The organism is Streptomyces sp. NPDC002054 (assembly GCF_040296685.1).
Taxonomy (GTDB): Bacteria; Actinomycetota; Actinomycetes; order Streptomycetales; family Streptomycetaceae; genus Streptomyces.
Genome location: NZ_JBEOXT010000018.1, coordinates 90,380 through 108,885 on the forward strand (window position 1 = coordinate 90,380; position 18,506 = coordinate 108,885).

Annotated in this window: 19 protein-coding genes; 6 read left to right on the plus strand and 13 right to left on the minus strand. The window is 70.3% G+C overall.

The window, feature by feature from the left end:
- Positions 1-127: 127 nt before the first annotated feature.
- Positions 128-1,684, minus strand: coding sequence for a hypothetical protein (locus tag ABT123_RS18895; protein ID WP_351315562.1), 1,557 nt, complete (start codon positions 1,682-1,684; stop codon positions 128-130).
- 249 nt (positions 1,685-1,933) lie between these two features.
- Between ABT123_RS18895 and ABT123_RS18900 the strand changes: the two genes are divergently transcribed.
- Positions 1,934-3,775: a DUF8508 domain-containing protein gene (locus ABT123_RS18900; RefSeq protein WP_351315565.1), complete on the plus strand. Its 1,842-nt coding sequence runs from the start codon at positions 1,934-1,936 to the stop codon at positions 3,773-3,775.
- A gap of 167 nt (positions 3,776-3,942) precedes the next feature.
- Complete coding sequence (locus tag ABT123_RS18905; RefSeq protein WP_351315567.1) at positions 3,943-4,200, plus strand: hypothetical protein; 258 nt, start codon at positions 3,943-3,945, stop codon at positions 4,198-4,200.
- A gap of 91 nt (positions 4,201-4,291) precedes the next feature.
- Here ABT123_RS18905 and dapD read toward each other — a convergent pair whose 3' ends face one another.
- Together dapD and ABT123_RS18915 are read right to left on the minus strand one after the other, a co-directional pair.
- Complete coding sequence (gene dapD / locus ABT123_RS18910) at positions 4,292-5,272, minus strand: 2,3,4,5-tetrahydropyridine-2,6-dicarboxylate N-succinyltransferase (protein ID WP_351315570.1); 981 nt, start codon at positions 5,270-5,272, stop codon at positions 4,292-4,294.
- A 9-nt stretch (positions 5,273-5,281) separates the two neighbouring features.
- On the minus strand, positions 5,282-6,532 hold the full coding sequence (locus ABT123_RS18915; RefSeq protein WP_351315573.1) for an MFS transporter: 1,251 nt from the start codon (positions 6,530-6,532) through the stop codon (positions 5,282-5,284).
- Between the two features lie 94 nt (positions 6,533-6,626).
- Between ABT123_RS18915 and ABT123_RS18920 the strand changes: the two genes are divergently transcribed.
- A complete protein-coding gene (locus tag ABT123_RS18920) occupies positions 6,627-7,505 on the plus strand; it encodes a winged helix-turn-helix transcriptional regulator (protein ID WP_351315576.1) in 879 nt (292 codons plus the stop codon).
- Positions 7,506-7,536: 31 nt separating this feature from the next.
- Here the strand turns inward: ABT123_RS18920 and ABT123_RS18925 are convergent, their stop codons facing one another.
- Together ABT123_RS18925 and ABT123_RS18930 are read right to left on the minus strand one after the other, a co-directional pair.
- Positions 7,537-8,085: a TetR/AcrR family transcriptional regulator gene (locus ABT123_RS18925; RefSeq protein ID WP_351315579.1), complete on the minus strand. Its 549-nt coding sequence runs from the start codon at positions 8,083-8,085 to the stop codon at positions 7,537-7,539.
- On the minus strand, positions 8,085-8,405 hold the full coding sequence (locus ABT123_RS18930; RefSeq protein ID WP_351315582.1) for a DMT family transporter: 321 nt from the start codon (positions 8,403-8,405) through the stop codon (positions 8,085-8,087). Before ABT123_RS18930 ends, ABT123_RS18925 begins: the two co-directional genes overlap by 1 nt.
- Positions 8,406-8,503: 98 nt before the next feature.
- Here ABT123_RS18930 and ABT123_RS18935 point away from each other — a divergent pair, with 98 nt between their 5' ends.
- A complete protein-coding gene (locus tag ABT123_RS18935; protein WP_351315584.1) occupies positions 8,504-9,775 on the plus strand; it encodes a hypothetical protein in 1,272 nt (423 codons plus the stop codon).
- 63 nt (positions 9,776-9,838) lie between these two features.
- Here ABT123_RS18935 and ABT123_RS18940 read toward each other — a convergent pair whose 3' ends face one another.
- From ABT123_RS18940 to ABT123_RS18975, 8 genes are all read right to left on the minus strand, one after another.
- A complete protein-coding gene (locus ABT123_RS18940) occupies positions 9,839-10,183 on the minus strand; it encodes a metal-sulfur cluster assembly factor (RefSeq protein WP_351315587.1) in 345 nt (114 codons plus the stop codon).
- Positions 10,180-10,644 (minus strand): Fe-S cluster assembly sulfur transfer protein SufU, encoded by a 465-nt coding sequence (gene sufU / locus ABT123_RS18945; RefSeq protein ID WP_351315590.1) that lies wholly within the window; start codon positions 10,642-10,644, stop codon positions 10,180-10,182. The genes ABT123_RS18940 and sufU overlap by 4 nt, the downstream gene beginning before the upstream one ends.
- Positions 10,645-10,676: 32 nt before the next feature.
- Positions 10,677-11,933 (minus strand): cysteine desulfurase, encoded by a 1,257-nt coding sequence (locus ABT123_RS18950; RefSeq protein WP_351315592.1) that lies wholly within the window; start codon positions 11,931-11,933, stop codon positions 10,677-10,679.
- Positions 11,930-12,694, minus strand: a complete 765-nt coding sequence (sufC, locus tag ABT123_RS18955) for a Fe-S cluster assembly ATPase SufC (protein WP_351315595.1) — start codon at positions 12,692-12,694, stop codon at positions 11,930-11,932. The genes ABT123_RS18950 and sufC overlap by 4 nt, the downstream gene beginning before the upstream one ends.
- A gap of 7 nt (positions 12,695-12,701) precedes the next feature.
- The gene (locus tag ABT123_RS18960) at positions 12,702-13,019 is read right to left on the minus strand and encodes a bifunctional 3-phenylpropionate/cinnamic acid dioxygenase ferredoxin subunit (RefSeq protein ID WP_351315598.1); all 318 of its coding nucleotides are present in this window, start codon (positions 13,017-13,019) and stop codon (positions 12,702-12,704) included.
- Entirely contained in the window at positions 13,019-14,197 is a 1,179-nt protein-coding gene (sufD, locus tag ABT123_RS18965) for a Fe-S cluster assembly protein SufD (RefSeq protein WP_351315600.1), read from the minus strand. Before sufD ends, ABT123_RS18960 begins: the two co-directional genes overlap by 1 nt.
- A 75-nt stretch (positions 14,198-14,272) precedes the next feature.
- Entirely contained in the window at positions 14,273-15,688 is a 1,416-nt protein-coding gene (gene sufB / locus ABT123_RS18970) for a Fe-S cluster assembly protein SufB (RefSeq protein WP_351315603.1), read from the minus strand.
- Positions 15,685-16,440: a helix-turn-helix transcriptional regulator gene (locus tag ABT123_RS18975; RefSeq protein ID WP_351315605.1), complete on the minus strand. Its 756-nt coding sequence runs from the start codon at positions 16,438-16,440 to the stop codon at positions 15,685-15,687. The genes sufB and ABT123_RS18975 overlap by 4 nt, the downstream gene beginning before the upstream one ends.
- A gap of 351 nt (positions 16,441-16,791) precedes the next feature.
- Between ABT123_RS18975 and ABT123_RS18980 the strand changes: the two genes are divergently transcribed.
- Complete coding sequence (locus ABT123_RS18980) at positions 16,792-17,718, plus strand: ABC transporter ATP-binding protein (protein ID WP_351315608.1); 927 nt, start codon at positions 16,792-16,794, stop codon at positions 17,716-17,718.
- Complete coding sequence (locus tag ABT123_RS18985) at positions 17,715-18,482, plus strand: ABC transporter permease (RefSeq protein WP_351315611.1); 768 nt, start codon at positions 17,715-17,717, stop codon at positions 18,480-18,482. Before ABT123_RS18980 ends, ABT123_RS18985 begins: the two co-directional genes overlap by 4 nt.
- Positions 18,483-18,506: the final 24 nt, after the last annotated feature.

Genomic DNA, 18,506 nt, shown 5'->3' on the forward strand with positions numbered 1-18,506 from the left:
GTGCGCCTGTCGTGCGGTCGGCGCACACCTTCCCGCCCGCACGTGAACGGCCGCTGAATTCCCCACGACCGCCGGGCGTCCCCTTGCCGGTGGCCGGAATGGCGAACTCCGGCCGGAAAACGGCGCGTTACGAGTGCCGGGACCGGGCCTTGAACGCGGCCTTGCGGGCCTCCTTGGCGGCCTTCCGGTCCGGGTGCAGCCGGCCCATCGCCTCCAGCACCTCGGCCGTGGCCGGGTGTTCCACCCGCCACACGGTGTCGAAGAAACCGCTGTGGCGGTCGGTCAGACTCGCCATCAGCCCGGACAGCTCGTCCGTCTCCCCGCCGGCCCCCAGCTGGGCGGCGAGGGTGTCCAGGGTGAGCCAGAAGACCATCGTCTCGGTGGGGGCGGGAATGTCGGCCGCGCCCTGCTCGGCGAGCCAGACCCGGGCCAGACCCCCGAGTTCCGGATCGTCGAGCACGGCCCGCACCACCGGCTCGACCTCGGCACCGGCACCGGCACCGGCACCGGCACCGATACCGGCCGCACCGGCACCGACCGCACCGCCCCCCACATGGCCGCCCGCCAGCGACAGTGCCTGCTGGCAGCGCAGCCGGCGCAGCGGCCCGCCCTCGTCCCCGCCCCGGGCGGCGGCCAGCAGCTCGGCGACCGCGGCCGGCCGTTCCCGTCCGGCCGCCAGCCACAGCTCGATCTCGGCCTGCGCGGTGGTCTCGGAGAACCCGGACACCGCATCGAGCAGCGCGTCGGCGCCCTTGTCCGCAAGATCACCGACGGCGGGGGCCTCGACCCCGGCCTCCTGCATCCGCGCGCGGATCCCGTACAGACCGAGCGGGGTGAGCCGGACCAGCCCGTACCGGGAGACGTCCTCCTCGTCCGCGCCGCCCGGGGCGGCGAACTCGGCGAACTCCTCGTCGTCGGCCTCCGCCATCAGCGCCTCGTCCACCGGCCAGAACTCGACCAGCCCGATCGGCTCCAGCTGCCGGAACTGGTCGTCCAGCCGCATCATCGCGTCGGACACCTGCTCCAGGACCTCTTCGGTGGGTTCGCCCATGTCCTCGGGCACCACCATGGAGGCCGCGAGCACGGGCAGCGGCACCGGCCCTTCGCCCGCCCCGCCCTCCGAGACCGTGAGCAGGTAGAGGTTGGCGAGCACCCCGTCCAGGAAGTCCGATTCGCGCTGCGGGTCCCAGTCCAGCTGCTCGAAGTCGATCTCGCCGCCCGCGTCGAGGGCGTCGACCAGGTCCTCCAGGTCCGGTACCGCTGCGTCCGCGAGGACGGAGTCGAGGGCGGCGAGCCACAGGTCCAGTACGTCCCCGGGGGCGCCGCCGGTCACCAGGGCCAGGTCCTCGCCGGGCTCGGCGCTCGCGAATCCGCCCTCGTCGGCGTCCCGTTCGACGTCCTCCGGCTCGGTCACCTCCACCAGGCCGGCATCGACGGCGACCCGCCAGGCCTGGCTCGCGTACGCCGGACCGTCCGGGTCCGCACCGAGCCCCAGCAGCTCGGCCGCTTCGGGCAGCTGCTCGTCGAGGAGTTCGCCGCCGGCGCCGACCCGGGTGCCGGGACCGGCCCAGCGGGCCAGCCGTACGGCGGCGGACAGCAGGGGGGTCGCGAGGGCGTCACGGGCCAGTTCCGCCTCGGCGTGCAGCCGTACCGGCGGCAGCAGGGGATGCGACTCTGCGGACATGGGGGGCACTCCTCGCAAAACAAACGGCAGGTGGGGGGGACAGCGGTCCAGGGTAGACGCATTCCGGATCCCCCTGGCGAGCCGATGACGTGGGTTCATCCGACAGTTGCCTGCCGTATCCCCTGGAGACCTTGACAAGTGGGCTGCTCAGACAGGAAATTGACGCGCGTAGATCTCTCGCAGATCGCACCGCCACCCCGTATGCCCTCATTTCCTCGTCCTCTCATCCAAACCTCCGGAGTCCTGCCCATGCGTTCCTCGCATACCCGTTCCGCCGCTGTCGCGGCCGTCGTGGCGTCTGCACTCGCCACCGGCCTGCTCGCGGGCTCCGCCGACGCGGCCGAAGGCGCCGCGTCTGCCGACTCGGTACGCATCCACGACATCCAGGGCACCACCCGCATATCGCCCCTGGTCGGCAAGCAGGTCGCCGATGTCGAAGGCATCGTGACCGGCGTCCGGACCTACGGTTCGCGCGGCTTCTGGATCCAGGACCCGCAGGCCGACGACAACGACGCGACCAGCGAAGGCGTCTTCGTCTTCACCAGCTCCGTCCCCACCGTGGCCGTCGGCGACGCCGTCAAGGTCTCGGGCCTGGTGGGCGAGTACGTCCCCGGCGGCCTGAACTCCGGCAACCAGTCGGTGACCCAGATCTCCAAGCCCACCGTGACCGTGGCCTCCTCGGGCAACCCGCTGCCGGAGGCCGTGCACATCAACGAGTACTCGGTGCCCGCCGAGTACGCCCCCGCCGGCGACCAGGCCGCCGCGGGCAGCATCAACGGCCTCACCCTGGAGCCCTCCCGCTACGCCCTGGACTACTACGAGTCCCTGGAGGGCACCAGCGTCAAGATCGGTACCTCCCGCGTGGTCGGCGCCACCTCCCCGTACGCGGACCTGTGGGTCACCGTGAAGGGCTGGGAGAACAACACCCGCCGCGGCGGCACCCTCTACGGCTCGTACGAGTCCCAGAACACCGGCCGGCTGATGATCCAGCAGCTCACCCCGCTGGCCCAGCAGCCCTTCCCGGTGGCGAACGTCGGCGACCGGCTGACCGGCACCACCGAGGGCCCGCTGGACTTCAACCAGTTCGGCGGCTACACCCTGGCGGCCCGCGCCCTGGGCACCGTGCAGTCCAAGGGCCTGCAGCCCGAGAAGACCAAGGCGCAGAGCGCGAACGAGCTCGCGGTGGCGACGTACAACGTCGAGAACCTGGACCCGAGCGACCCGCAGGAGAAGTTCGACGCGCTGGCGAAGGCGGTCGTCGAGAACCTGGCCTCGCCCGACGTGCTGGCCCTGGAGGAGATCCAGGACAACACGGGTGCCAAGAACGACGGAATCGTTTCGGCAGACCAGACCCTGACCAAGTTCACCGAGGCCATCAAGGCCGCCGGCGGCCCCGCCTACCGGTGGAGCACCATCGACCCGGAGAACAACAAGGACGGCGGCGAGCCCGGCGGCAACATCCGCCAGGTGTTCCTCTACAACCCCGAGCGGGTCTCGTTCACCGAGCGGGCCCCCGGTGACGCGGCGACCGCGACCGCTGTGGTGCAGGAGCAGGGCAAGGCCGCCCTCACCCACTCCCCCGGGCGCATCGACCCGGCGAACGCCGCCTGGGAGAACAGCCGCAAGCCGCTGGCCGGCGAGTTCGTCTTCCGCGGCAAGACCGTCTTCGTGATCGCCAACCACTTCGGCTCCAAGGGCGGGGACGAGAGCCTGACCTCGCACCACCAGCCGCCGGTGCGGTCCTCGGAGGCCAAGCGGCTGCTGCAGGCTCAGTCCGTGAACGGCTTCGTCAAGGAGATCCTGGCGGCGCAGAAGAACGCGAACGTCGTCGTCCTCGGTGACATCAACGACTTCGAGTTCTCGGAGACGACGAAGGCGCTGACGGACGGCGGGGCGCTGTACGCGGCGGTCAACTCGCTGCCGAAGTCGGAGCGCTACTCGTACGTCTTCCAGGGCAACTCGCAGGTGCTGGACCAGATCCTGACCAGCCCGGCGATCAAGGGCTTCAGCTACGACAGCGTCCACATCAACGCGGAGTTCGCGGACCAGAACAGCGACCACGACCCGCAGGTGCTGCGCTTCCGCCCGTAGTCACGACGGGTGGAGTCAGGGCCCCGGCCGCCGTCCCGGCCGGGGCCCTCGGCCGTGCCCGGGCCGGGGCGTGATCCTGGACACAGCTCTACTCAGCGGGCGTTTTGTGGTGTTGAGTGTCCCCACGCACGATCTTTTCCCACTCGCACTCCCGTTTGGAGGACCGTGTGTTCCCCTCCATCTCCCCGGTCCAGCAAATCGGCCTCGCGATCCTGGTCGCGGCCGTCCTCGTCTGGATCGTGGGCCTCGGCCACCTGCGGCGGAATGGCCGCTCCCGCCCCGCCGAGCCGTCGGCCGTCTTCAAGGGCCCCTCGGTGATCCCGGCCCAGCGGACCTCCTCCGCCCACCCGATGGAGTCGGTGGAACTCACCGAGGCCGAGAAGGAGGCCTTCGCGGGCCTGATCCGCGCCTTCCCGCAGCACTGACCGCCGAACCCAGAACGCAGAACGCCCTCCTGCCGAGGCAGGAGGGCGTTTCGGTGCCGAAAGCCGGAGCCGGAGCCGCCGGGGCCCGGCCTCAGTTGTGGCTGTGGAGGACCTCGTTCAGGCCGCCCCAGGTCGCCTTGTACGGGCGGGCCTCGACCGCGCCGGTGACCGAGTTGCGGCGGAAGAGGATGTTGTTGGCGCCGGAGAGCTCCAGGGCCTTGACGATCTGGCCGTCCGGGAGGGTGACGCGGGTGCCCGCGGTCACGTACAGACCGGCCTCGACGACACACTCGTCGCCCAGCGCGATGCCGACGCCCGCCTCGGCGCCGATGAGGGTGCGCTCGCCGATCGAGATGATCTGCTTGCCGCCGCCCGACAGGGTGCCCATCGTGGAGGCGCCGCCGCCGATGTCGGAGCCGTCGCCGACCACCACGCCCGCGGAGATGCGGCCCTCGACCATGGAGGTGCCGAGGGTGCCCGCATTGAAGTTGACGAAGCCCTCGTGCATGACGGTGGTGCCCTCGGCGAGGTGCGCACCCAGCCGGACCCGGTCGGCGTCGGCGATGCGTACGCCCTTCGGGGCGACGTAGTCCGTCATCCGCGGGAACTTGTCGATCGAGGTGACCTGGAGGTACAGGCCCTCGGCACGGGCGTTGAGGCGGACGGTCTCGACCTGGTCGACAGCGACCGGGCCCAGCGAGGTCCAGGCGACGTTGGTCAGCAGGCCGAACACGCCGTCCAGGTTCTGGCCGTGCGGCTTGACCAGGCGGTGGCTCAGCAGGTGCAGGCGCAGGTACGCGTCGTGCGCGTCCAGCGGCTTGTCCTCCAGGGAGGAGATGACCGTGCGGACGGCTACGACCTCGACCCCGCGGACCGCGTCCGAGCGGATCGCCTTGGCCGCGGCGGCGCCGAGGAGCTCGACCGCGCGCTCGGCGGTGAGGCGCTCGGTGCCGGCCGGGCCGGCCTCTTCGACCAGCTCGGGGGCGGGGAACCAGGTGTCGAGGACGGTGCCGTCGGGGGTGATGGTGGCAAGTCCGGCGGCGACGGCGCCGGTGGTACGCGTAGCAGTCATGTCCGAAACCTAACCGGCGACGGCCCGCGGTTGCGAACCGGTCTCATGTGCCGGTCGTGCCGCGTGTCGCGCCGCCCGGCGGTCCGACCGTACGGACATGCCCAGGACGGCCGCGCCGGCCAGGCCCGCCGCCAGCGCGCACAGCGGCCAGAGCAGACCCGGCGCAGCCGCGTAGAGGGCGCCGCCGATCGGGGCGCCGAGCACCACACCGCTGATCGACACCCCCGCGTACAGGCTCTGGAACCGCCCGATCGCGTGCTCGGGCGCCTGGTCGGCGACGTACGCGGTGGCGGTGGTTTTGTACAGGATCTCGCCCAGGCTGAGCAGCACCATCATGGCGACGGCGGTGGCCACGCCCGCGCCGCCGAGCAGGGCCGCATACCCCGCCCCGACCAGCAGCAGCCCGGTGCCGATGATCCGCAGCGGCGGGCGGTCGCGGAGGGCGACGGCGGCCGGCAGTTCGAGGAGCAGGATGATCGCGCCGTTCAGCGCGATGATCAGCCCGAAGGCGCCGATGTCGAGGCCGTGGTCGGCGAGGAAGACCGGGAAGGTGAAGTACTGCTGCCGGTAGACGAGGTCCACGACCAGGACGGCGGCGAGGAGGACGAGTACGGCAGGCCGGGCGCGGAGCTCCCGCCAGACCCCGCCGCGGCCCCGGCCCCCATCCGGTCCCGCGCCCGCGCCCGGGCGGGCGGCACCGCGCGCCGGAACCACCCGGGCGGTCCACCCGGCGAGGAAGAGGGTGCCGAGCCCGTCGGCGACGAACAGCCAGTCGTACGAGAGTCCGGTGGCGACCAGGGCGCCGAGCGGCGGGCCCAGCGCGAAGCCGCCGTTGGCGACGCAGCGGATGACGGCGAAGGACTGGCGCCGGGCCCCCTCCGGCACTATCACCGCGACCAGGGCGGAGTTCGCGGCGCGGATGACGCCGGTGGCGTACTCGGCGACGGGCAGGGCGACGTACAGCAGCACGGTCGGCAGCAGCGGGAGGCTCATCAGGAGCAGCCCGGCCACCGCGGCGGCGGCGAGCAACACCCTGCGGTGGCCGAACCGGTCCCCAAACCAGCCGCCGGTGAAGTTGCCGGCCACCGTGCCGAGGCCGCCGATGCCGGTGAGCAGGCCGGCGGTGCCGGCGCCGAGACCGCGCGGGCCGGTCAGGTAGAGGAAGACGAAGACGAAGGTGAGGCTGACCACGGCGTTGACGAACACCCCGGCCGAGAGCAGCCACACCGCCCGCGGTACGTCCTTGAACCCCTGGCGCACACGTCTCTCCCCCTACCAATGCACGAGTCAGTTCCTTTTGGGAACTGACTGTGTCAGCATGACAGCCTCGGGTCAACGGACTAAGGAGGTCCCCATGGCCCAGCGCACGCATCTCGGCGACGCCGACTGCTCCATCGCGCAGGCACTGGATGTGGTGGGCGACTGGTGGACGCTGCTGATCGTGCGCGACGCGGCACGCGGCCTGGACCGCTTCGAGGAGTTCCAGCGCGAGCTGGGCGTCTCCCGGAAGGTGCTGGCCGAGCGGCTGAAGCTGCTGGTGGAGGCGGGGGTGCTGGTGCGGGAGCCGTACCAGGAGCGTCCGGTGCGGCACGCGTACCGGCTGACCCCGCGCGGCCGGGCGCTGCTGCCGGTCCTGGTCGCCCTCCAGGACTGGGGAGACACCTGGGTTCTGGGAGAGGGAGAGATGACGGCGACCACCGACGAGGCCTCGCGTGAGGCGGCCCGCGTGCACGCGCTGCGCGGCACCCGGCTGCCGGAGCTGCTGCTGCCGGACCGGTTCGGCGAGCTGCGGGACCCGGTGGCGCAGGACACCGCGTACACCGTCCTGTACTGCTTCCCCGGCGCGTACGCCCGAGCCGAGGCCTACCCGCCCGGCTGGGCCGGCATCCCCGGGGCCAGGGGTTGCACTCTGGAGTCCTGCACCTACCGGGACCAGTTGGCGGAGTTCACGGCGGCCGGCGCAACGGTCCACGGGGTGTCCACGCAGCGCCCCGACGAACAGCGGGAGTTCGCCGAACACGAACGCCTCCGTTTCCCGCTGCTCTCGGACGCCGACCTGAGCCTGACGGCGGCCCTGCGGCTGCCGACGTTCCGGGCGTCGGGGGTGAGCCGGCTGAAGCGGGCGACCCTGGTGGTGAGCCAGGACCGGACGGTCCAGGAGGTGCTGTACCCGGTCCCGGACATCGAGGCAAGCGTCACGGCGGCCCTGTCTGCGGTCCGCCGCACAGCCTGACCGGCGGCCTGGCCCGCGTCGCGCGGGCCGGTCACCGAGTGCCGAGCACCCGGGACAGGATCTCGCGGGTGTACGCCTCGTCGTATGCCGCGTCCGTCAGCAGGACCTGGAGGGTGATGCCGTCCATCACCGCCACCAGGGCGCGGGCCGTGACCGGGTCCACGTGTTCCGACAGGGCCTCGGCCATCGCCTCGCACCATTCCGCCGCCACCGGGCGGAGTGCCGGGCGGCGCAGGGCCGCGAGGTACAGCTCGTACTCGAGTTCCGCGCGGGCCCGGTCGGCCGCGAGGAGTTCGCCGAGCAGCCGGGCGATCGCCCCGGCCAGGTCCGCGGTCGGGTCGGACAGGGCCGGGTGGGCCGCGACCATGGCCGCGAAGCCCTCGTTGGCCCGGCGCAGGGCTGCCACCAGGAGTTCGTCGAGGGTCTTGAAGTGGTAGGTGGTCGAGCCGAGCGGTACGTCGGCCTCGGCGGCCACGCTGCGGTGGCTGAGCCCGGCGATGCCCTTCGCACCGACCACCCGGATCGCCGCGTCGATGATCCGCTCCCGCCGGTCCGGGTCGTACCGCCGCACCCCTGCCATCAGTGCGCCCCGCCGAGATTGAGCAGGACCACCCCGCCTATCACCAGCGCTATCCCGGCGATCTTGGCGGCGGTGGCCGCCTCGCCCAGGAAGAGCATGCCGATCGCGGCGATGGCCGCGGTGCCGACCCCGGCCCAGATGGCGTAGGCGGTGCCGACCGACATCGTCTTCAGGGTCTGCGCGAGCAGGGAGAAGGCGATGACGTAGCCCAGCACGGTGCCGAGCGAGGGCCACAGCTTGGAGAATCCCTCGCTGTATTTCATGGCGGTGGTTCCGGCGACCTCGGCGGCGATGGCCGCGGCAAGCAGTACGTAAGGCATACGTACGACTGTACACAACGATGCGTACAGCTGTACGTATCGGCCTGGGATACGGTGTCGTCGCACATCAGGGGACGGGACTCACAACGGAGTACAACGTGTCGCAGAACGAGGGGCGGGAAACCCCGGAACAATCGGGGCAGCCTGGCCAGCCGCCGACGGCCGAGCCATACCCGGGCGGCGCGCCATACCCGGGCGGCCCGCCGTACCCCGGCGCCGGTCCGCACCCGGGCGGTCCGCACCCGGGCGGTCCGTACCCGGGCGGTCCGTACCCGGGCGCGCCGTACCCGGGCGCGCCCTACGGCGCCCATCAGTGGGGCGGCGGCTGGATGCCGCCCCTGCCGCCGCGCCCCGGGGTGATCCCGCTCCGGCCGCTGGGCCTCGGGGACATCTTCGGCGCGGCATTCAGCACCCTGGGCCGCCACTGGAAGCAGCTCATCGGCTTCGTCCTGGCCGTGCAGTTCGCCACGCTGCTCGTCATCATCGCCCTCGGCGCGATCGGCTTGGCCATCACCTGGAGCCATCTGGACCCGGTCTTCGACCCCGGCTACGGCCAGGACCCGCCGAGGGAGGACCTCGTACCGGTACTGGCCACCTTCATCCCGCTCGGCGTGATCGCCCTCGGGGTGGCCCTGGTGGGCCTGTCGCTGACCAGCGCCGCCATGCCCGTCCTCGTCCAGGAAGCGGTGATCGGCCGGTCGATCACCATCGGCACGCTGTTCCTCCGGGCCAAGGCCCGGACCGCCTCCGTGCTCGGCGTCACCCTGCTGACCGGACTGCTGGCCATGCTGCCGCTGGCGGCATTCCTCCTCATCGGCATCCCGCTGTCCGTCGCGGCCGAGGCGGACGGAGCCGACGCCGACGGCTCCGTGAACTTCGTGACGCTGCTGCCGCTGGTACTGCTCCTGGTCGGCTTCCCGTTCGCCGTGTGGATCTGGATCCGCTACGGCCTGGCGACGGCCGCCGCCGTCTGCGAGGAAGTGGGCCCGGTCACCGCCATGCGGCGCTCGGCGAAGCTGGTCCGCAACAGCTGGTGGCGGATCTTCGGCATCAGCGTGCTCATCGCGCTGGTGGCCATGGTCATGGCCTATGTCATCCAGCTCGTGTTCAGCCTGTTCGGCATCCTGTTCCTGTTCCCGGCCCTCGCCATGACCGGCCCGGACACCGACATCGCGGCCGGGATGGTCATCCTGATCACGTTCTACGTGCTGTTCTCGGTGGCCGGCAGCGCCCTCAGCCAGCTGATCTTCCCCACGCTGTCGCAGCTGGCGACCGCACTGCTCTACGTCGACCAGCGCATCCGCCGGGAGGACCTAATCTCCGGCCTGCTCGCCGCCAACACCTCGGCGCAGCCGCCGGCCCGCCCGTAGCCCGGCATGGAGAAGGCCCCCGGCACCGTGTGCCGGGGGCCTTCTCCATGATCAGGGGCAGACTCAGACGTTGAAGCCGAGCGCGCGCAGCTGCTCACGGCCGTCATCGGTGATCTTGTCCGGGCCCCACGGCGGCATCCAGACCCAGTTGATCCGGAGCTCGCTGACGATGCCGTCGGTCGCCGACTTGGCCTGGTCCTCGATCACGTCCGTCAGCGGGCAGGCCGCCGAGGTCAGCGTCATGTCCAGGGTCGCGATGTTCGCGTCGTCGATGTGGATGCCGTAGATCAGGCCCAGGTTGACGACGTCGATGCCCAGCTCGGGGTCGACCACGTCGTAGAGGGCCTCGCGGACCTCGTCCTCGGTGGCCGGCTTGATCGACGCCTCGGGCGTCGCGTTCTCGGTCATGCCGTCTTCCTCTCCGCGCCATCGCCCAGGGCCTGGGCGGTCGCGTCCTTCCACGCCATCCAACTCAGCAGAGCACACTTCACGCGCGCCGGGTACTTGGAGACGCCGACGAACGCCACCGCGTCCTCCAGCACCTCCTCCATCGCCTCGTCGGGCTCGATCTTCCCCTTGGACTGCATCATCTCCAGGAAAGCACCCTGGATCTTCTGCGCCTCGGCGAGCTCCTTGCCGACGAGCAGCTCGTTCAGTACGGAGGCACTGGCCTGGCTGATGGAGCAGCCCTGGCCCTCGTAGCTGACGTCGGTCAGCGTCTGGCCGTCGTACTTCACGCGCAGCGTGATCTCGTCACCGCAGGTCGGGTTGACGTGGTGCACCTCGGCGTCGCCGTCGCGCAGGCCACGCCCGTGCGGGTGCTTGTAGTGGTCCAGGATCAGTTCCTGGTACATCGAATCCAGCTTCACAGCGCCTCGAAGTCCCGTCCTCGTCGTCCTCGTCAGCCGAAGAAGTTCCGTACGTGCTCCAGCCCGTCGATCAGAGCATCGACGTCGGCCGGAGAGGAGTACAGGTAGAACGACGCTCGCGTGGTCGCAGGAATTCCGTACCGCAGGCAGACCGGGCGCGCGCAGTGGTGGCCCACGCGGACCGCGATGCCCTGCTCGTCCAGGACCTGGCCCACGTCGTGCGGGTGGATGTCCCCGAGCACGAAGGAGATCGCGGCGCCGCGGTCCTCGGCCGTGGTGGGGCCGATGATCCGCAGGTCGGGCACCTCGGCGAGGCGCTTGATCGCGTACTCGGTGATCGCGTGCTCATGCGCGGCGATCTTGTCCATGCCGATCGCGGTCAGATAGTCCACGGCCGCGCCGAGGCCGACGGCCTGGGCGATCGGGGGCGTACCCGCCTCGAACTTGTGGGGCGCCGGGGCGTACGTCGAGGCGTGCATCGACACGGTCTCGATCATCTCGCCGCCACCGAGGAACGGAGGCAGGTCCTCCAGGAGCTCCTGCCGGCCCCAGAGGACGCCGATGCCGGTCGGGCCGCACATCTTGTGGCCGGTGAAGGCCACGAAGTCGGCGCCGAGGGCCTGCACGTCCAGCGGCATGTGCGGAGCGGCCTGGGAGGCGTCGATCAGCACCAGTGCGCCGACGTCCTGGGCGCGCCGGACGATCGCCTCGACCGGGTTGACCGTGCCCATGATGTTGGAGACCAGCGTGAAGGAGACGATCTTCGTCTTCTCCGTGATGACCTCTTCGATGTTGGACAGGTCGAGCCGGCCGTCGTCGGTGAGGCCGAACCACTTCAGCTTCGCGCCGGTGCGCTGCGAGAGCAGCTGCCACGGCACGATGTTGGAGTGGTGCTCCATCTCGGTGATGGCGATCTCGGTCTGAGCGTCGACCTTGTAGGGCTCGTCCGCCCAGCCGAGCATGTTCGCGACCAGGTTGAGCGACTCCGAGGCGTTCTTGGTGAAGATCACCTCGTCGCGGCTCGGTGCGTTGATGAAGGCGGCGACCTTGTCGCGGGCACCCTCGTACAGCGCCGTGGCCTCCTCGGCGAGCACGTGCACGCCACGGTGGACGTTGGCGTTGTGCTGCTCGTAGTACTCGTTCAGCGCGTCGAGTACCTGGCGCGGCTTCTGCGAGGTCGCCGCGTTGTCCAGGTAAACGATCTTCTTCCCGTCGTGGACCACACGATCCAGCAGGGGGAAGTCCTTGCGGATCGCCTCGATGTCGAGGAGGCCAGGCAGCTGTGTCACGCGGTCGCGCCACCCTTCACGTACTTGTCGTAGCCCTCGGCCTCCAGCTGGTCGGCGAGCTCGGCGCCGCCGGACTCGGCGATGCGGCCGTTCGCGAACACGTGCACGAAGTCGGGCTTGATGTAGCGCAGGATGCGCGTGTAGTGGGTGATCAGCAGGGTGCCGACCTCGCCGCCCTCGCGCACCCGGTTGACGCCCTCGGAGACGATGCGCAGGGCATCGACGTCCAGGCCGGAGTCGGTCTCGTCGAGGATCGCGATCTTCGGCTTGAGGAGCTCCAGCTGGAGGATCTCGTGGCGCTTCTTCTCACCGCCGGAGAAGCCCTCGTTGACGTTGCGCTCGGCGAAGGCGGGGTCCATGGAGAGACGCTCCATGGCCTCCTTGACCTCCTTCACCCAGGTGCGCAGCTTGGGGGCCTCGCCGCGGATGGCGGTGGCGGAGGTCCGCAGGAAGTTGGAGACCGAGACACCGGGGACCTCGACCGGGTACTGCATGGCGAGGAAGACGCCGGCGCGGGCGCGCTCGTCGACGGACATCTCCAGGACGTCTTCGCCGTCCAGGGTCACGGTGCCACCGGTGATGGTGTACTTCGGGTGACCGGCCAGCGAGTACGCGAGGGTGGACTTGCCGGAGCCGTTCGGGCCCATGATGGCGTGCGTCTCGCCCTGCTTCACCGTGAGGTCGACGCCCTTGAGGATCTCGCGGGGGCCGTTCTCGGCTTCGACGGAGACGTGCAGGTCGTGGATTTCAAGCGTTGCCATGGGTGCCTCAGGACTCCTGGGTGAGGGAGACGAGCACGTCGTCCCCTTCGATCTTTACGGGGTAAACGGGGACGGGGCGCGTCGCGGGAAGGCCGGAGGGCTTGCCGGTGCGCAGGTCGAAGGACGACCCGTGCAGCCAGCACTCGATCTGGCAGTCCTCGACCTCGCCCTCCGAGAGGGACACGTTCGCGTGCGAGCAGATGTCGTGGATCGCGAACACCTCCCCGTCGGTGGAGACGATGGACACCGGCGTGCCGTCGAGTTCCACCCGCTTCGGGGTGTCCTCCTCCAGCTCGCTCAGCGCACAGGCCTTGACATAGGTCATCAGACGGACGCCTCGAGTTCGGCCTCGATCTTCGCGATCAGCCGCTCCTCGATGTCGGCGACGCCGATCTGCTGGACCAGCTCGGCGAAGAAGCCGCGCACCACCAGGCGGCGGGCGTCGTCGGCCGTAATGCCGCGGGCCTGGAGGTAGAAGAGCTGCTCGTCGTCGAAGCGGCCGGTCGCGGAGGCGTGGCCGGCGCCGACGATCTCGCCGGTCTCGATCTCCAGGTTCGGCACCGAGTCGACCCGCGCGCCGTCCGTGAGGACGAGGTTGCGGTTCATCTCGTAGGTGTCGGTGCCCTCGGCGCTCTTCTGGATGAGCACGTCGCCGATCCAGACGGCGTGGGCTTCCTGGCCCTGGAGCGCGCCCTTGTAGACCACGTGGGACTTGCAGTGCGGGGCGTCGTGGGTGACCAGGAGGCGGTGCTCCTGGTGCTGGCCCGCGTCGGTGAAGTACAGGCCGAGGAGCTCGGCCTCGCCGCCGGGGCCGGCGTAGCTGACCCGCGGGTGGAGGCGTACGACGTCGCCGCCGAAGGTGACCACGATCGACTTGAAGGTGGCGTCCCGGCCGACCAGCGCGTTGTGCTGGGAGCAGTGGACGGCGGTGTCGTCCCAGTCCTGCACGGACACGACGGTGACCTTGGCGCCGTCGCCGATCAGGAAGTCGACGTTGGCGGCGCGCACACCGTCACCGGTGTGGTCGATGACGATGATCGCCTCGGCGAAGGCCTGGATGTCGAAGACGGTGTGGCCGAAGGTGGTGCCGCCCTCGCCGTGCAGCGAGACGCGCACGGGCTCGGTGAGGACGGTCTCCTTCGGCACGGTGACGACCGTGGCCTTGGCGAACGAGGTGAAGGCCTGGGCGGCGATCCGGTCGACCGGGGTGCCGGCCTTGCCGATGCGCGCGTCGCCGCGCTCCACCGACTCCACCGTGACGCCCTCGGGGGCGTCGATCTGGGCCTTCATCGTGCCGTTGGCGGTCGCCGTGCCGTCGTGGAGTCCACGCAGCCGCTCCAGCGGGGTGAAGCGCCACTCTTCCTCGCGGCCGTGGGGCACGGGGAAGTCCGCCACGTCGAAGGACGGGGGCGCGCTCATCCGGGTGGCGACGGTGGACTCTGCGGCCACCGCGATCGAGCCGGCAGTGGTCGAACCTGCCGGGATGTTCTGAGCCTCAGCCATGGCTGTCGTCTTGCTCTCTTCCTGCGTCTTGCGTCACGTCAAAGGGACCTGTGCTGCGGGCGGGCCGCGGCCGGACTAGCCGACCGAGCCCTCCATCTGCAGCTCGATCAGCCGGTTGAGCTCCAGCGCGTACTCCATGGGCAGCTCCTTCGCGATCGGCTCGACGAAGCCGCGCACGATCATGGCCATGGCCTCGAACTCCGACATGCCGCGCTGCATCAGGTAGAACAGCTGGTCGTCGGAGACCTTGGAGACGGTCGCCTCGTGGCCCATGGTCACGTCGTCCTCGCGGACGTCCACGTAGGGGTACGTGTCCGAGCGGGAGATGGTGTCGACGAGCAGGGCGTCGCACAGGACGTTGCTCTTGGAGCCGGCAGCGCCCTCGCCGATCTCGACCAGGCCGCGGTAGGAGGTGCGGCCACCGCCTCGGGCCACCGACTTGGAGACGATGTTGGAGGAGGTGTTCGGCGCCATGTGGACCATCTTGGAGCCGGCGTCCTGGTGCTGGCCCTCGCCCGCGAAGGCGATGGAGAGGGTCTCGCCCTTGGCGTGCTCGCCCATCAGGTAGACGGCCGGGTACTTCATGGTGACCTTGGAACCGATGTTGCCGTCGATCCACTCCATGGTCGCGCCCTCGTACGCCACGGCGCGCTTGGTGACCAGGTTGTAGACGTTGTTCGACCAGTTCTGGATCGTCGTGTAGCGGCACCGGCCGCCCTTCTTCACGATGATCTCGACCACGGCGCTGTGCAGCGAGTCGGAGGAGTAGATCGGGGCGGTGCAGCCCTCGACGTAGTGGACGTAGGCGTCCTCGTCGACGACGATCAGCGTCCGCTCGAACTGGCCCATGTTCTCCGTGTTGATACGGAAGTAGGCCTGGAGCGGGATCTCCACCTGCACGCCCTTGGGCACGTAGATGAACGAGCCGCCCGACCACACGGCGGTGTTCAGGGAGGCGAACTTGTTGTCACCGACCGGGATGACGGTGCCGAAGTACTCCTTGAAGAGTTCCTCGTGCTCCTTCAGCGCGGTGTCGGTGTCGACGAAGATGACGCCCTGCTCCTCCAGGTCCTCGCGGATCTGGTGGTAGACGACCTCGGACTCGTACTGGGCGGCGACACCGGCGACCAGGCGCTGCTTCTCCGCCTCCGGGATGCCGAGCTTGTCGTACGTGTTCTTGATGTCCTCGGGCAGGTCCTCCCAGGAAGCGGCCTGCTTCTCGGTGGAACGCACGAAGTACTTGATGTTGTCGAAGTCGATGCCGGAGAGGTCGGAGCCCCAGGTCGGCATGGGCTTCTTGTCGAAGAGCTTGAGGCCCTTGAGGCGGAGCTTCAGCATCCACTCGGGCTCGTTCTTCTTCGAGGAGATGTCGCGGACGACGTCCTCGTTCAGTCCGCGCTTGGCAGCGGCACCGGCCGCGTCGGAGTCGGCCCAGCCGTACTCGTACTTGCCCAGACCCTCAAGTTCAGGGTGAGCAGTCTCCGTGGTCATGCGGGGTTCCTCCCGGCCGTGCTTCCAGATGCTGATGTGGTTGCCTGTGCTGCGCTTCGCGGAATGAAGGTGGTGCACACCCCGTCGCCGTGGGCAATCGTGGCGAGACGCTGCACATGCGTCCCGAGCAGGCGTGAGAAGACCTCGGTCTCCGCCTCGCACAGCTGCGGGAACTGCTCGGCGACATGAGCGACCGGGCAGTGGTGCTGACAGAGCTGTTCTCCGCTGTGCGGACCGGGAGCGCTCTTCGCCGTAGCAGCGTACCCGTCCACGGTCAACGCCTTGGCAAGGGCCTCGGTGCGCTCCGCGGGGTCCGCCGCGTCGACTGCTGCCCGGTAGGCCTCTGCCTGGGCGTCCAGCCGCGCCTTCGCGAAGGCGGCCACTGCCGCCTCGCCCTGCTCACCGCCGCCCGCGGACTGCGCGATCCAGCGCAGGGCGTCCGTGGCGAGGGAGTCGTAGGACTGGTCGAAGGCGTCACGCCCGCAGTCGGTGAGCACGAAGACCTTGGCGGGCCGGCCCCGGGTGCGCGCGCCGTAGACGCGCTGCTCGCGGGGTGCGACCACGTCGTCGGCGACGAGCGTGTCGAGATGGCGGCGGACGGCGGCCTGGGTGAGGCCGAGACGCTGGGCGAGGTCGGCGACGGTGGACGGACCGTGGTCCAGGATGGACCGCGCGACCCGGTTGCGGGTGGACCGCTCCCCGGTCGCGAGCTCCCCCTGGGGGGTCTCGGTCAGCCGTTCGCCGTTTTTCACAACGCCATTGTTGCGTAATTAAGCGAGCCCAGACAAGCCGTGATCGCGGGCACCCCTGGTGGCCTCCATCACTAAGGGTTACCTAATTTATCTACGGAGAGTTAAACGGAGGGGAGCGCTCCGCTGTCACTCGGCTGTCATGGCAGGCGCCATTTACGCCCGCGCACCGCCCCCACCAGCAATCCTCCGCCCGCGGAGATTCCGGGCGCAGGGCGGCCCCAATTCCGGAAAAGATCACTGAACGCTGCTGGGCCATCCAGGATCAGGGCACCGGAAGACCGTTGTAATTGCGATGGAATACCGCTACCCCGCAACGAAGAGCCCCTTTCCGCGCTCCGTAGACTCACCCGCATGAGCAACGACCCCGCCGTGCAGATCCGCGGACTGGTGAAGCGGTACGGCACCAAGACCGCGGTGGACGGCCTCGACCTCACCGTCGGCCGGTCCTCCGTCACCGCGGTCCTCGGTCCCAACGGCGCGGGCAAGACCACCACCGTGGAAACCGCCGAGGGCTACCTCCGCCCCGACGCCGGATCCGTCCGCGTCCTCGGCCTGGACCCGATAGCCCAGGCCGCGGCCCTACGCCCCCGGATCGGCGTGATGCTCCAGTCCGGCGGGATCTACTCCGGCGCCCGCGCCGTCGAGATGCTCCGCCACATGGCCGGCCTGTACGCCGACCCGCTCGACGTGAACGGCCTGGTCGAGCGGCTCGGGCTGGGCGGCTGCGGCCGGACCCCCTACCGCCGGCTCTCCGGCGGCCAGCAGCAGCGCCTGGCCCTCGCCATGGCCGTGGTCGGCCGTCCCGAGCTGGTCTTCCTGGACGAGCCGACGGCCGGCCTGGACCCGCAGGCCCGCCGCGCCACCTGGGACCTCGTACGGGAACTGCGGACCGACGGGGTGACCGTCGTCCTCACCACCCACCACATGGACGAGGCCGAGCAGCTCGCCGACGAGGTCGCCATCATCGACGCCGGCCGGGTCATCGCCCACGGCACCCCCGAACAGCTGTGCCGGGGCGGCGCCGAGAACACCCTGCGCTTCACCGGCCGCCCGGCCCTGGACCTCGCCTCGCTGCTCAAGGCACTGCCCGACGGATCCCGGGCCGCCGAGCTCACCCCCGGTGTCTACCGGGTCACCGGCGACGTCGACCCGCAGATGCTGGCCACCGTCGCCTCCTGGTGCGCCCAGCACGGAGTCCTGCCGGACAGCCTCTCCGTGGAGCGGCACACCCTGGAGGACGTCTTCTTGGAGCTCACCGGTAAGGAGCTGCGCGCATGAGCGCCGGTACGTTCACCCCCAAGCCGGGGGCCGCACCCGTGTCCCGCATGATCGCCGCGCAGACCGCGCTGGAGACCCGGATGCTGCTGCGCAACGGGGAACAGCTGCTGCTGACGGTGATCATCCCGGCGTTGCTGCTGGTGCTGTTCTCCGCCGTCGACATCGTCGACACCGGCGCGGAGAAGTCGGTGGACTTCCTGGCCCCCGGCATCCTCGCGCTCGCCGTCCTGTCCACGGCCTTCACCGGCCAGGCCATCGCCACCGGCTTCGACCGCCGCTACGGCGTGCTCAAGCGGCTCGGCGCCTCGCCGCTGCCGCGCTGGGCGCTGATGGCCGCCAAGACCCTGTCCGTACTGGTCACCGAGGTGCTGCAGATCGCCCTGCTGACGGTGATCGCGCTGGGCCTCGGCTGGTCCCCGCAGGGCAACCCGCTGTCCGTGGCGGCGCTGATCCTGCTCGGCACGGCGGCCTTCTCCGGGCTCGGCCTGCTGATGGCCGGCACCCTCAAGGCCGAGGCCACCCTGGCCGCCGCCAACCTCGTCTTCCTGCTGCTGCTGGTCGGCGGCGGGGTGATCGTGCCGCTGGACAAGTTCCCCGGAGCGGTCCGGTCCGCCCTCGAACTGCTGCCGATCTCGGCGCTCTCCGACGGGCTCCGCGAGGTGCTCCAGCACGGGGCCCCGCTGCCCTGGGGCGCGGTCGCGGTACTGGCCGGCTGGGCGGTCCTCGGCCTGGGCGCGGCGGGCCGCTTCTTCCGCTGGGAGTGAATCCCTTCCGCTGCACACGCCCCA

Excerpts from the sequence above, each read along its gene's own strand:
- ABT123_RS18895 (WP_351315562.1), bottom strand. The coding sequence starts at position 1,684 with ATGTCCGCAGAGTCGCATCCCCTGCTGCCGCCGGTACGGCTGCACGCC.
- ABT123_RS18900 (WP_351315565.1), top strand. The coding sequence starts at position 1,934 with ATGCGTTCCTCGCATACCCGTTCCGCCGCTGTCGCGGCCGTCGTGGCG.
- dapD (WP_351315570.1), bottom strand. The coding sequence starts at position 5,272 with ATGACTGCTACGCGTACCACCGGCGCCGTCGCCGCCGGACTTGCCACC.
- ABT123_RS18920 (WP_351315576.1), top strand. The coding sequence starts at position 6,627 with ATGGCCCAGCGCACGCATCTCGGCGACGCCGACTGCTCCATCGCGCAG.
- ABT123_RS18925 (WP_351315579.1), bottom strand. The coding sequence starts at position 8,085 with ATGGCAGGGGTGCGGCGGTACGACCCGGACCGGCGGGAGCGGATCATC.
- ABT123_RS18930 (WP_351315582.1), bottom strand. The coding sequence starts at position 8,405 with ATGCCTTACGTACTGCTTGCCGCGGCCATCGCCGCCGAGGTCGCCGGA.
- ABT123_RS18940 (WP_351315587.1), bottom strand. The coding sequence starts at position 10,183 with ATGACCGAGAACGCGACGCCCGAGGCGTCGATCAAGCCGGCCACCGAG.
- sufC (WP_351315595.1), bottom strand. The coding sequence starts at position 12,694 with ATGGCAACGCTTGAAATCCACGACCTGCACGTCTCCGTCGAAGCCGAG.
- ABT123_RS18960 (WP_351315598.1), bottom strand. The coding sequence starts at position 13,019 with ATGACCTATGTCAAGGCCTGTGCGCTGAGCGAGCTGGAGGAGGACACC.
- sufD (WP_351315600.1), bottom strand. The coding sequence starts at position 14,197 with ATGGCTGAGGCTCAGAACATCCCGGCAGGTTCGACCACTGCCGGCTCG.
- sufB (WP_351315603.1), bottom strand. The coding sequence starts at position 15,688 with ATGACCACGGAGACTGCTCACCCTGAACTTGAGGGTCTGGGCAAGTAC.
- ABT123_RS18980 (WP_351315608.1), top strand. The coding sequence starts at position 16,792 with ATGAGCAACGACCCCGCCGTGCAGATCCGCGGACTGGTGAAGCGGTAC.
- ABT123_RS18985 (WP_351315611.1), top strand. The coding sequence starts at position 17,715 with ATGAGCGCCGGTACGTTCACCCCCAAGCCGGGGGCCGCACCCGTGTCC.